The sequence below is a fragment of the Catenisphaera adipataccumulans genome (assembly GCF_014202755.1).
GTDB classification, from domain to species: domain Bacteria; phylum Bacillota_I; class Bacilli_A; order Erysipelotrichales; family Erysipelotrichaceae; genus Catenisphaera; species Catenisphaera adipataccumulans.
Map to the genome: position 1 here is coordinate 101,313 of NZ_JACHHK010000002.1, position 12,368 is coordinate 113,680.

Here is a 12,368-nt window from a genome sequence, read left to right on the forward strand (position 1 = left end):
AGGAGAACAGAAACAAAATGGAGAGACGTGCAGGCATATTGTGTCCTGTTTTTTCCATTCCTTCCAATCAAGGAATCGGTGATTTCGGAACCAAAACAGAAAAAATGATCGATATCATCGCCGATGCCGGCTATAAGATCTGGCAGATCCTGCCGCTGCAAGTGACCGGACCGACGCATTCGCCGTACCAGACTTTATCCAGCTTTGCCGGTGACCCGATTTACATCAATATTGACCGTCTGAGCGAAATGGGACTGATCACGCAAAGCTCGATCGTCAATTGTAATAAATTTAAAAACTTTGTCGACTATGATAAGGTCCGCACATTCAAAGAAAAATACTTCCGCCGGGCTTTCCATAGCTTTAAAAAGGAATTTGACGCCTTCAAAGACGATTACCATGCCTTTAAACAAAGCGCCTTCTGGCTCGATGACTGGGCCGTGTTCCAGCTGTTCCATGATCTGCACGAAGGCAAAGACTGGACCCAGTGGGACGAAGAATACAAACAATGGCCATATGATAAAAGCGCGGTGGATCTGCGCGATTACGAAGATGAGCTGTTTTACATTAAATTTCTGCAGTACATCTTCTACAAGCAGTTCGATGACATCGTGATGTATGCTCATTCCCGCGGTCTGGAAGTCATGGGAGATATTCCGTTCTATGTCGATCTGGACAGTGCCGATATGTGGACCAACCGCGAGGATTTCATGATTGACCGCGAAGGCAACGCCTCTTTCGTTGCCGGCTGTCCGCCGGATTATTTCAGCGCCGACGGCCAACGCTGGGGCATGCCCGTCTACAACTTTGAGCACCAGATCAACAATGACTTTTCGTTCTGGACCCGCCGCATGCGCTGGATGAGCCGGTGCTGCGACATGATCCGCATCGATCATTTCCGTGCTTTCGATACCTATTGGAAGATCCCTTCTTCCTGCCCGACCGCAGTAGAAGGCGAATGGATCGAATCACCGGGAGAAAATCTGCTGCGGGCGATCATCGATGCCTGCCCGGGCATCCAAATGGTGGCCGAGGATCTAGGTGATCAGCTGCGTCCGGAATTGTATGCGCTGGAACGCGAATTCGGCATTCCGGGCATGGAACTGCTGCTTTTCAAGCTCGAAAGCAAAGTATTGAAAAAACCGCTGCCGGAGCACATTGTCCTATATACCGGCACACATGACAATGAAACGGTCTGCCAGGCCTATCAATCTTTTTCAAACAATAAACGGATCAGCCTGCGCCGGTTCTTCAAGAAGCGCGGCTATACGCACCGTAAATTCAATGAGCTGGTCTGCCACTTTGCGCTGGACAGCGAGGCCGATACGGTGATCCTGCCGATCTGGGATATCTGCGGCTACAAAGAAGAAGCGCGCATCAATACGCCTGGTACGATCAGTGACAAAAACTGGACGTGGAAACTGAAAGATTTCAAGACCTTCCCGGCACTGGTGGCCAACACCAAAGACTGGGTAGAGAATGCAGGACGTTGATAAAAGCCCGAAATTCGGGCTTTTTTCATGTTTTGCTCATATTTTGAAAATAATGCAAAAAAGGGTTTTATTCACTGAAAAAATAGCCTTATAATAAAAGTAACATTGATATTATGCGAGGAGGTTTAAACATGGCAGAAATCAAAAAATTCATTTGTGTCTGCGGTTCGGGTGTCGGCAGCTCGATGATGGTACAAATGAATGTTGAAAAAGTAATGAAAGAACTCGGTAAAAAGGGCATCACGGTAGAACATGCCAAGATCGAAGGTTTGGAACCGGAAGAAAATACCGTTTACGTGATCGCGAAAGAATTAGCACCGCAGTTCGAGAAATTCCCGCGCCGCGTGGAATTGGATCAGATCATGTCGATGAAGGAACTGAGACCGAAAATCGAAAAAGTATTTGAACAGACAGAGGATCAATTTGTGATCGGATAATGAAAAAAGGCCAAATGGCCTTTTTATTTTGCGAAATTCACCGCTTGACTTTCCTGCAGAACCTTTTACAATCGATTATATGAGAAAAGGATTGATATTAGAGGGAGGCGCCATGCGCGGCTTATTCAGTGCCGGGGTCATGGACGTCATGATGGAAAACGGCATTGATTTTGACGGCGCCATCGGCGTATCGGCCGGCGCTGCTTTTGGATGCAACTATAAATCGAAACAAATCGGCCGCACCATCCGCTATAACATCCGCTTTGCGGACGAATGGCGCTACTGCAGCTGGCGCTCTTGGCTGCTGACGGGCGATTTATATGGTGCGGATTTCTGCTACAAGGAACTGCCCGCACATTTGGATGTCTTTGATTTCCAGACGTTCCGTAAAAACCCGATGGAATTCTATGTTGTCTGCACCGATGCCCATACGGCCAAACCGGTTTACCATAAACTGGTCAAAGGCACCGAACAGGATCTGGACTGGATCCGGGCTTCCGCTTCCATGCCCGTGGTTTCCCATCCGGTGCATATCGATGGTTATGATCTGTTGGACGGCGGGATCTCCGACTCGGTCCCGGCGCATTACTTTGAATCCATCGGCTACCGGAAAAATGTCATCATTCTGACTCAGCCGGCTGCCTATGTGAAAGAACCGCAGGATCATCAGAAACTGCTGAAACATGCGCTGCATAATTATCCGGAAGTCTTCAAAAAGCTGGAACACCGTCATGTGGCTTATAATCAAACCATGGCTTATATCCGGCAGCTGGAACAGACCGGGCAGGCATTTGTCGTCCGGCCGCCGCGGCCGCTGCAGATCGGCTCGATCGAACACGATCCGGAAGAGATGAAACGTGTCTACAAGATCGGCAAGGCCGAAGGCAAACGCCAGGTTGAAAAAATGAAACAATTTCTGAGCGAGTGATCGCTCATTTTTTTATGCCGAACCCGCTACATCTTCCGGGAACAGTTCATTCCATCGGCGCATATACGTCGAATTCAGATAGGGCGTGATATCGCGGCCCTGTTTCTCGTATTTTGTTTTGAGCCGGCGGTCGACCTTGGCCCTTTTCGCTTCGTTCAGCTTGCCCTCATCATTGGCCACCATCCAGTTGGCCAGATGATCCCGATAATCTTCAAAGTATTTCAGCTTGCCGTTGACATAGTCGACGAAAGGACGTTTGCGATAAAAACTTGTGAGCAGATCCCGCTCTTTCAGCACGGCCTCGATGCATAAGATGTTCATCATCGCACAGCGCAGTGCGTTGCCTAAGTAAACGGACACGTTATCTAACGTTTCCTTCGGCAGATCATTCAGCAGGACCAGCGCAACGTTATCACCGGCAATGATCTGCGTCGAAAGCATGTTCATCAGCTGCTCGGAATCAAAGCCTTCAAATAGTTCTACGGTCATCGGCACTAACCGCTGCAGAAATTCTTTATCAATATTACTTTCTTCCATGGACCCTTCCCCCCTTTGCGTGTATCCTCCATATTAGCCGGACCGTGAAAAAAATCAAGTAAAAAATTGCACAGAACGCTCTTGCACTTTATGCCATATCCTGTATAATATCCATGGTTTATTTAAATGAACAAAAAGTTTAAAAAATAAAACAGAAAGGAGCTTTATGGAACTTGGCAAAAAAATCAAGGCCCTGCGTCTGCAGAATGGTCTCACGTTGGAAGAGCTGGCAGCCCGTTCGGAACTGACCAAAGGCTTTTTATCCCAGCTGGAACGCGACCTGACCAGCCCGAGCGTATCGACCTTAGAGGACATTCTTGAAGCGCTGGGGACCAATCTGTCGGATTTTTTTCATGAAGCAGAACCGGAACAGCTCGTCTTCGGCAAGGAGGATTACTTTGTCAACGAACAGGACGGCCGAACCGTCACCTGGATCGTTCCCAATGCGCAGAAAAATGCCATGGAACCGATCCTGCTGAAACTGCAGCCGCAGTGCTGCAGCGAAACGATCCCGGCTTTCAAAGGAGAAGAATTCGGTTATGTCCTGCAGGGAACGATCCAAATCTGCACAGAGAACCAGACGCTGACCGTCCGGTCTCACGAAACGTTTTATTTTTCGGCCAGCCGGTCCCATTATTTGAAAAATTCCGGCAAGCGGGAGGCCAAGGTTTTATGGGTCACCAACCCGCCGATGTTTTAAGGAGAGAGGAAAATGGAAGAAAAAAAGAAGATCATTCAATTCCGACACATTGTCAAAAACTTCGATGACCAACAAGTTTTAAAGGGAATTGATCTGGATATATATGAAAATGAATTTGTGACGCTGCTCGGGCCCAGCGGCTGCGGCAAGACCACGCTGCTGCGCATTCTGGGCGGTTTTCTGGAACCGACCGCGGGACAGGTCATTTTTAATGGTGAGGATATTGCCCAAGTGCCGGCTTACAAGCGCGAACTGAACACCGTCTTTCAGCGGTATGCGCTGTTTCCGCACTTGAATGTCTACGACAACATTGCCTTCGGTCTGAATATCAAAAAAATGAGCAAGGATGTCATCGACCAGAAGGTGATGAAAATGTTAAAGCTGATCGGACTGGAAGGCTTTGAGAAAAAGAACGTCACGCTGATGTCCGGCGGCCAGCAGCAGCGCGTGGCCATTGCCCGTGCCCTGGTCAACGAACCGCGGGTCCTGCTGCTCGATGAACCATTGGGCGCGCTGGATCTGAAACTGCGCAAAGAAATGCAGTATGAGCTGAAACGCATCCAGCAGGAAGTCGGCATCACGTTTATTTTCGTTACCCATGATCAGGAAGAAGCCCTGACCATGAGCGATAAGATCGTGGTCATGAAAGACGGCGAGATCCAGCAGGTCGGTACGCCGGAGGAGATCTACAACGAACCGGTCAATCATTATGTTGCCCGCTTCATCGGCGAAAGCAACATCATCCCAGGACGCATGGTGGCGGATGAAAAAGTTTTCTTTGACGATACGGTCTTTGACTGTGTCGATAAAGGTTTCAAGGAAAACGAACGTGTGGATGTGATCATCCGTCCGGAAGACATTGACATCGTGCCCAAGGAACAGGGCAAACTGACCGGTGAGGTGCTTTCGGTCTTATTTAAAGGGGTGCACTATGAGATCATGGTCGAAACCGTACCGGGCACCACGGTCACGGTCAATATGCATGTCCGCAGCAACTTTGCGATCACCAGCGAAGACGGCAAGGAGAAGATCAGCGCCAACGATTTTTACCTCGACCTGGAAGATATGCAGGACATCGATGAGAAGGAGATCATCGCCCGTGCGGATGCGCAGGCCTGGGATCCGGAAACCGATGAATATATCTCGATCACGACCATCGATACCGATCTGAAACGGGAGATCGGCGAATACAGCGTGCGCTTTGCGACCGCCAACGATACCTCGATCACCCGTAAGATCTGGGTCATCGATCAGCGCGTGGTGGAAAACAAGAAAGCGGACGAAGCCATCAGTGCGTTCAACTTCTTCAAGACCGTGGATGAGATCCAGGAATCGATGGCGCTGGAGACCGATCTGAAGCTGTGGGCCAATGCCCAGGCATGGAAGATCAGCGACGAAGATGAAAGCGTGGACTTGTCCGTGGATTATGATTTTGATCAGGAGCACATCAAGGAAGGTGTCTACCGTGTGACGTTCTCGACGGCCGGCCGGGAATTTAAGATCCATACGACCGATTATGTCCCGGAAGGCAAGGAAGTCGGTTTGATGTTCTATCCGGAAGATATCCATGTGATGGAAAAGATGGGGTTCAACTCATGAAAAAGATGCAGCAGCTGGCTTTGCCTTATTTGATCTGGAGCATTCTCATGCTTCTGCTGCCGATGCTATTGATCGTATTTTATTCGGTCATCACCTCCGGCAATACGATCATCCCATTTCGGCTGACCCTGGAACACTATGTGCGCTTTTTTACCGATCCGGACTTTCTGCTGATCCTCTGGCGTTCGTTATCCATCGCCCTGGAAACGACGATCATCTGTTTATTGTTGGGGTATCCGATCGCTTACTATATTGCGCGCTGTGATGAAAAGCGGCAGAATCTGCTGATCTTATTGATCACGCTGCCGATGTGGATCAACATGCTGGTGCGGACCAATGCCTGGATCGGCATTTTGAGCAATGACGGCGTTCTGGTACAGTTCCTGAGCTTGATCGGTTTTCACGATGTGCAGATCCTCTATACCCGGACCGCAGTGCTCATCGGTATGGTCTACAACTTTCTGCCGTTCATGATCCTGCAGATCCATACCTCCTTAAGCAAGATGGACAATTCCTTGATCGAAGCGGCTGCGGACCTCGGTGCCAACCGGGCCCAGACGTTTTGGCGGGTCACCTTTCCGCTTTCCATGCCGGGCGTGGTCAGCGGGATCGCGTTAGTCTTTCTGCCGTCGGTTTCGTCCTTTTTCATTCCGAAACTGTTGGGCGGCGGCCAGTTCTTCCTGATCGGCAATGTCATCGAGAACCAGTTCATCACGGTCGGTGAATGGAACTTCGGTTCGGCGATCAGTGTGATCATTGCGTTGATCATGATGCTTTTGATGATGCTCGTACGCAAAGCGGAAAAGAAATCCGCCGTGCAGGAGGACCGCTCATGAACGAAAAAAGACGTTTCAGCGGGCGGACGTTGTTGGTGCTGTCGTTGTTGTTTTTCTATCTGCCGATCTTGTTCATGATCATTTTTTCCTTCAACGACAGTAAGTCACTGACGCATTTCACGGGCTTCTCCCTGCGCTGGTATGATGCGATGCTGAAGAACCACAGCATGATGGAGTCGCTGTACATCACGATCATCATTGCGGTCCTGGCGACGATCATTTCAACGCTGATCGGAACGCTGACGGCCATTGGCCTTTCACAATCCGGCAAACGGATGCGCCGGTTCATCTCACAGGTCAACGATTTTCCGCTGATGAACCCAGATATCGTAACGGCCATTGGATTGATGCTTTTGTTTATCACCTTTCAGATCGAGAAAGGCTTTCTGACCCTGCTGCTGGCGCATATCGCCTTCTGTATTCCGTACGTGATGTTAAGCGTCATGCCCAAGGTCCGATCGCTCGATCCGAATCTGGCCGATGCGGCACTGGATCTGGGAGCGACCCCGATGCAGGCCATCACAAAAGTCATCGTGCCGGAGATCATGCCGGGCATTGTTTCCGGTGCCTTGATCGCTTTTACGATGTCGTTCGATGATTTTATCATCAGCTACTTTGTCACCGGCAAGGGCATCAAGAACTTGAGCATCATGGTCTATACCATGAGCAAGCGGGTCAATCCGAGCGTCAATGCGATCAGTACGGTCGTGGTCGTACTGGTGACGATCTTATTGATCGTGATCAACGTTATACCGGTCATCCGGGAAAAGCACAAAGGCGATCGTATCGAAAGCCGTTCTTCCCGAGGCTGGAAGATCGGCGGTATCTGCGCCTTGGCAGCTGCCGTGCTGATTTCCTACTTCGGTATCCATCAGAGCAGCAGCCTGCCGTATGCCGGCCAGACACTGCGCATTTATATGCCGGGAGAATACATCGACAACGATGTGGTCTCAGAATTTGAAGCCCAGACCGGTGCTAAGGTCGTGATCGATAACTTTGATTCCAACGAGCAGATGTATATTAAAGTCGCCAACGGCGAACAGTATGATCTTCTGATCCCAAGCGACTATATGATCCAGCGTCTGAAAGATGAAGGCCGGCTGGAAAAACTGGATCGTTCCAAGGTCAAAAAGACCTTGAAAAAGATGAATCCATATATTCTGGATGTTGCCTATGATCCGGGCAATGTTTATTCGGTCCCGTATTTCTGGGGCAGTGTCGGCATCGTATATGATAAAACCAAGGTCGACCGTGAAGACCTGGAAAAAGAAGGCTATAATATTTTCCTGGATACGAAATACAAGTCTGATATTTATTTATACGATTCTGAGCGGGATTCATTCATGATGGCATTGAAAGCTCTGGGCTATTCGATGAATACAGAGAGTCATGAAGAACTGACCAAGGCGTACGACTGGCTCAAACAATGCGTGGAAACGATGGATCCGGAAATCGTGACGGATGAGATCATCGACAACATGGCCCAAGGACGCAAGGCATTGGGACTGATCTATTCCGGCGATGCAACCTACATCATGTCAGAAAACAAGAACATGGGCTTCTACATGCCGAAAAGCGGTACGAACATTTGGGTGGATGCGATGGTCATTCCTAAAGGGGCATCCAACAAGGATCTGGCTTATGCGTTCATGAACTATATCAACAGTTATGAGGCAGCCGAAGCCAATTCCCTTTATGTCGGTTATACTTCACCGAATCAGAAAGTGGAAAAATACTTGAGCACGCACGATTTCAAAGGCATCAACGCCTATACGCCGCGTACCGATTATGCGGCCGATGAAGTCTTTGAATACAATGATAAAACACGCAAGGAAATTGCAGATTTGTGGTCAGACGTAAAGATTGCCGCAAGCAACGCGGATTAAGAATATGTAACGGCTCTGTTAAGGAGCCGTTTTATTATGTAAAATGTTTGTAAAGAAAAAAATATTGATGTTAAATTCATGTTAAAATAAAATAGAATCGTCGAATAGGGAGAGATTCGAAGGAGAACGTTATGTCTATCGATTTGATAAAAAGTATTTTGACCTTTCTGGGCGGATTAGGCATGTTCATCTACGGCATGGAAGTCATGGCTGAAGGTCTGCAGAATTCTGCTGGATCGAAAACCAAGAAATTGCTTGGCATGCTTACGAACAACCGGCTGATGGGCGTACTGCTCGGTACCCTCGTGACGGCTATCATCCAGAGTTCCTCAGCGACCACGGTCATGGTCGTCGGCTTTGTCAACGCCGGGCTGATGAACCTGTCACAGGCCATCGGTGTGATCATGGGTGCGAACATCGGTACAACGATGACCGCCTGGATCGTATCGATCGGTGAATGGGGCAGTCTGCTGAAGCCGGATTTTTTTGCGCCGATCCTGCTGGTCATCGGTGTGGCCCTGATTCTATTTAGTACAAAACAGCACACGAAAGACAAGGGAAATATCTTTGTCGGTTTCGGTATCTTATTTATCGGCCTGTCCACGATGTCGGGATCCATTTCCCCGTATGCGGATTCGCCGGTCTTCTCCAATGCCTTTGCGACCATCGGCCGCAACCCGATCCTAGGCTTGCTCGTTGGTCTGGTGGTCACCGCCATCATTCAGAGTTCTTCCGCTTCTATGGGTATCTTACAGACCTTGGCCTTGAACGGCATCGTCAACTGGGGCTCGGCAGTTTTCATTGCCTTGGGCCAGAACATCGGTACGTGCGTCACGGCGCTGCTTTCCAGTGTCGGGGCGAGCCGCAATGCCCGCCGGGCCGCGATCATGCACCTGCTGTTCAATGTCATCGGTGCTGTGGTCGCCGGAATCGTCTGTTGGATCTATTTTATCAAAGTGCCGGATATGGCGATGGCGAAAGTTTCGTCGACCTCTCTGGCGATCTTCCATTCTAGTTTCAATATTATAACGACCATCTACCTCTATCCATTTGCCGATAAGATCGTTGCTTTATCGCAGAAGATCATTCCGGAAACGGAAGAAGAAAAAGCACAGAAGGAAGGCCTGGTCCATCTGGATAACCGTATGCTGCAGACACCGGGTTTTGCGCTGGCAGCGGTCAAGCAGGAAATCAATAAAATGGGTGAGGTCGCCTTGGAAAATATCAGCTATTCCCGGGATACTTTATTGACGAATGAGCATTTTGATGAATTATATGCCAATGAAAAGAAAATCAACGAATATGAAAAAGAACTTTCGGATTTCTTAAGCAATCTGAATGCGACAACTTTATCGGAAAAAGAACAGCTGCAGCTGCAGCATTCCTTGTTAGCGATCTCCGATATCGAGCGCATCGGCGATCATTGCCGGGAAATTGCCGACATGATGAAAGAAGACAACAATGTCGAGTTCTCGGATGCAGCCAAACAAGATATTCAGACCATTTCCACACAGGCGTATAAGACGCTGAAATGGGCCATGGATATCCGAACGACCAAGGATCTGACGAAGATCGCCAATGTGGAAAAGCATGAAAATAAAGTGGATGTGATGGAAAAAGAAATGCGCGAAGGTCATATTCAACGTTTGATCGACGGACGATGCAGTGTCGAAGCCGGCATCACGTTCCTGGATTCCATCATGAACTACGAGCGAATGTCCGATCATGCTGAGCAGATCGCACAATTCGTCGTGGAAGAGGAAAAATTGTAAAAACCGCAGATGCGGTTTTTTTGTGTATAATGAGAGGGAAAGAAGGATGAAAATGACATACGATGAAGTATTGGAACAAAGTAAAAAAGTCATGAAAGGCTGCCATTGCTGTCCGGTCTGCAACGGCAGGGCCTGCAGCAATCATATGCCCGGTCCCGGTGCCAAGGGAACCGGCACGGTTGCGGTCCGCAATTACGATGCCTGGCAGGATGTGCGGATCCAAATGGATACGCTGTGCGCCAATCAGCCTGCGGATACAACGTTTCATCTATTTGGTCAGACCTTTCAATATCCGATCTTTGCCGGCCCGGTCGGTCATGTGAACCTGCATTACGGTGATGTGCTGGATGATGTGAAATACAATGATATCCTTGTTCCGGGATGCAAGGCGGCCGGTATTGCTGCTTTTACTGGTGATGGCATGCAGGATCTGACGATGGAAACAGCCTGCCGCACCATTGAGGCCTGCGGCGGTATCGGTGTGCCGACGATCAAACCGTGGGACTTGGCAACGTATCAAAAGAAACTCGATCTAGTCAAAGACAGCGGCGCCTTCGCCGTGGCAATGGATGTGGATGCAGCCGGTCTGCCGTTTTTAAAGAATCATATTCCGCCGGCCGGCCGTAAGACGGAAGCGGAACTGAAGGAAATGATCGATCTTTCGCCGGTACCGTTTATCGTCAAAGGCATCATGACGGTCAAAGGAGCAAAAAAGGCCATGCAGGCCGGTGCCGCAGCCATTGTCGTCAGCAATCATGGCGGCCGGGTGCTTGACGGTGTGCCGGCAACGGCGGAAGTCCTGCCGCAGATCGTTTCGGCCGTCGATCATAAAGTGAAAGTCTTTGTGGACGGCGGGATCCGTTCCGGTGTGGATGTGTTCAAAGCACTGGCCTTGGGCGCAGACGCGGTATTGATCGCCCGTCCGTATGTAAATGCGGTATACGGCGCGCAGGAAGAAGGCATCAAGGTGCTGACCGAAAAGCTGGGCGCTGAATTAAAAGATACGATGGAGATGTGCGGTGCGGAAGATCTGGCTGCCATCGATCGAACAATGATCCATTAAAAAAGTCTGAGGCGATCAGACTTTTTTTACAAATAATCAATGTATTCGTCGTGAGCAGAAACATAGCGGACGATCAGGACGCTGATCACGAAGAGCACGATCACATACGCTATAAATAAGATGCTGATGCTCTCGACGGTCGCTATATAATCATAGATGCCGTGCAGGATCGTCGGAACCAGAACGGCGAAGACACGGTACAATATGCTGAGCGTGGCATTCTGACGATAGTCCTGCCGCTTGGCTAAGCCGTATAACGTGCCCATGAAAACACCGAAACATGCATGGCCTGGTACAGCGGTCACGGCCCGCAGGAAGGCAGTTCCTAAACCAAATCGTACGACATACATAATATTTTCAAACAACGCAAATCCCAGCGCGACCGAAACGCCGTAAACGATGCCGTCAAACAGACAGTTGAATTCCGGTGAGCGCCAGGTTGCCTGCTGCATCCAGAGAAATTTGAAACCTTCTTCCGATAAACCGACCACGATGAACATCATCAAAAAAGTGTAGGTGTCACTGTAAACGGAATAATAATGCCGGAGTATATAATCGCCCTGGGTCTCGGTGATGATCGCACAGAACGTCGCGACGATCCCCATCAGGACCAGTCTTGTGATGAGCCATGTGGGCTCTTTTTCTTTCCGGTCCATTAGATTGATCTCTACCAGCAGGAAGATGGCTGGAAAAACGGCGGCTGCAACCAATATTCGCATAACAAACCTCCTATGCGACAATTATAACATAGATCATAAATTGCGGCATTGTGCTTGAAATATACCCTATAGGGGTATATAATGAGCGTGCTGAAGGAGGAAGACCCGATGGATAACCGAAAGAAGCATGTTCCGCGCAGTGAAGCGGAAATCAAACAGTTAAAAAACCGTCTGCACCGGATCACCGGTCAGCTGAACGGGATCGAAAATATGATCGAAGAAAATCGCTACTGCGGGGATGTTCTGATACAGATCGCCGCGGTAGAAAAAGCGCTTCAGGCTTTTGGCTACAATGTTTTGGAAGGCCATTTAAAAACCTGCGTGACGGATGAGATCCGCGCCGGGGACGATGAAATCATGGATGAAGTCATGGAATTGATCAAGAAATTGAAATGAAG

Annotated in this window: 12 protein-coding genes; 10 read left to right on the top strand and 2 right to left on the bottom strand. The window is 49.2% G+C overall.

Features of this window, described 5'->3' with window-relative positions:
* The first annotated feature begins 17 nt into the window (after positions 1-17).
* From malQ to HNQ47_RS02585, 3 genes are all read left to right on the top strand, one after another.
* Entirely contained in the window at positions 18-1,493 is a 1,476-nt protein-coding gene (malQ, locus tag HNQ47_RS02575; RefSeq protein ID WP_183327248.1) for a 4-alpha-glucanotransferase, read from the top strand.
* Positions 1,494-1,624: 131 nt separating this feature from the next.
* Positions 1,625-1,930, top strand: coding sequence for a PTS sugar transporter subunit IIB (locus tag HNQ47_RS02580; protein WP_183327249.1), 306 nt, complete (start codon positions 1,625-1,627; stop codon positions 1,928-1,930).
* 79 nt (positions 1,931-2,009) lie between these two features.
* Positions 2,010-2,858: a patatin-like phospholipase family protein gene (locus HNQ47_RS02585; protein WP_183327252.1), complete on the top strand. Its 849-nt coding sequence runs from the start codon at positions 2,010-2,012 to the stop codon at positions 2,856-2,858.
* A 12-nt stretch (positions 2,859-2,870) separates the two neighbouring features.
* On the opposite strand, the gene HNQ47_RS02590 is transcribed toward HNQ47_RS02585, so the two are convergent.
* Entirely contained in the window at positions 2,871-3,395 is a 525-nt protein-coding gene (locus tag HNQ47_RS02590; protein WP_183327254.1) for a hypothetical protein, read from the bottom strand.
* Between the two features lie 166 nt (positions 3,396-3,561).
* Between HNQ47_RS02590 and HNQ47_RS02595 the strand changes: the two genes are divergently transcribed.
* The 6 genes from HNQ47_RS02595 (at position 3,562) to HNQ47_RS02620 (ending at position 11,251) form a co-directional block, all read left to right on the top strand.
* Positions 3,562-4,095 carry a helix-turn-helix domain-containing protein gene (locus tag HNQ47_RS02595; protein WP_183327256.1) on the top strand — a complete coding sequence of 178 codons (534 nt, stop codon included), beginning with the start codon at positions 3,562-3,564 and terminating at the stop codon, positions 4,093-4,095.
* 12 nt (positions 4,096-4,107) lie between these two features.
* Entirely contained in the window at positions 4,108-5,694 is a 1,587-nt protein-coding gene (locus HNQ47_RS02600) for an ABC transporter ATP-binding protein (RefSeq protein WP_183327258.1), read from the top strand.
* On the top strand, positions 5,691-6,530 hold the full coding sequence (locus HNQ47_RS02605) for an ABC transporter permease (RefSeq protein WP_183327260.1): 840 nt from the start codon (positions 5,691-5,693) through the stop codon (positions 6,528-6,530). The genes HNQ47_RS02600 and HNQ47_RS02605 overlap by 4 nt, the downstream gene beginning before the upstream one ends.
* On the top strand, positions 6,527-8,416 hold the full coding sequence (locus tag HNQ47_RS02610; protein WP_183327262.1) for an extracellular solute-binding protein: 1,890 nt from the start codon (positions 6,527-6,529) through the stop codon (positions 8,414-8,416). Before HNQ47_RS02605 ends, HNQ47_RS02610 begins: the two co-directional genes overlap by 4 nt.
* Before the next feature lie 131 nt (positions 8,417-8,547).
* Entirely contained in the window at positions 8,548-10,188 is a 1,641-nt protein-coding gene (locus HNQ47_RS02615) for a Na/Pi cotransporter family protein (RefSeq protein WP_183327265.1), read from the top strand.
* A gap of 52 nt (positions 10,189-10,240) precedes the next feature.
* A complete protein-coding gene (locus HNQ47_RS02620) occupies positions 10,241-11,251 on the top strand; it encodes an alpha-hydroxy-acid oxidizing protein (RefSeq protein WP_183327267.1) in 1,011 nt (336 codons plus the stop codon).
* 26 nt (positions 11,252-11,277) lie between these two features.
* Here the strand turns inward: HNQ47_RS02620 and HNQ47_RS02625 are convergent, their stop codons facing one another.
* The gene (locus tag HNQ47_RS02625) at positions 11,278-11,970 is read right to left on the bottom strand and encodes a PrsW family intramembrane metalloprotease (RefSeq protein ID WP_183327269.1); all 693 of its coding nucleotides are present in this window, start codon (positions 11,968-11,970) and stop codon (positions 11,278-11,280) included.
* Positions 11,971-12,078: 108 nt separating this feature from the next.
* Here HNQ47_RS02625 and HNQ47_RS02630 point away from each other — a divergent pair, with 108 nt between their 5' ends.
* Positions 12,079-12,366 (top strand): metal-sensing transcriptional repressor, encoded by a 288-nt coding sequence (locus HNQ47_RS02630; protein WP_183327271.1) that lies wholly within the window; start codon positions 12,079-12,081, stop codon positions 12,364-12,366.
* Positions 12,367-12,368: the final 2 nt, after the last annotated feature.

Coding starts and splice junctions, on each gene's coding strand:
- malQ (WP_183327248.1), top strand. CDS start 18: ATGGAGAGACGTGCAGGCATATTGTGTCCTGTTTTTTCCATTCCTTCC.
- HNQ47_RS02580 (WP_183327249.1), top strand. CDS start 1,625: ATGGCAGAAATCAAAAAATTCATTTGTGTCTGCGGTTCGGGTGTCGGC.
- HNQ47_RS02585 (WP_183327252.1), top strand. CDS start 2,010: ATGAGAAAAGGATTGATATTAGAGGGAGGCGCCATGCGCGGCTTATTC.
- HNQ47_RS02590 (WP_183327254.1), bottom strand. CDS start 3,395: ATGGAAGAAAGTAATATTGATAAAGAATTTCTGCAGCGGTTAGTGCCG.
- HNQ47_RS02595 (WP_183327256.1), top strand. CDS start 3,562: ATGGAACTTGGCAAAAAAATCAAGGCCCTGCGTCTGCAGAATGGTCTC.
- HNQ47_RS02600 (WP_183327258.1), top strand. CDS start 4,108: ATGGAAGAAAAAAAGAAGATCATTCAATTCCGACACATTGTCAAAAAC.
- HNQ47_RS02605 (WP_183327260.1), top strand. CDS start 5,691: ATGAAAAAGATGCAGCAGCTGGCTTTGCCTTATTTGATCTGGAGCATT.
- HNQ47_RS02610 (WP_183327262.1), top strand. CDS start 6,527: ATGAACGAAAAAAGACGTTTCAGCGGGCGGACGTTGTTGGTGCTGTCG.
- HNQ47_RS02615 (WP_183327265.1), top strand. CDS start 8,548: ATGTCTATCGATTTGATAAAAAGTATTTTGACCTTTCTGGGCGGATTA.
- HNQ47_RS02620 (WP_183327267.1), top strand. CDS start 10,241: ATGACATACGATGAAGTATTGGAACAAAGTAAAAAAGTCATGAAAGGC.
- HNQ47_RS02625 (WP_183327269.1), bottom strand. CDS start 11,970: ATGCGAATATTGGTTGCAGCCGCCGTTTTTCCAGCCATCTTCCTGCTG.
- HNQ47_RS02630 (WP_183327271.1), top strand. CDS start 12,079: ATGGATAACCGAAAGAAGCATGTTCCGCGCAGTGAAGCGGAAATCAAA.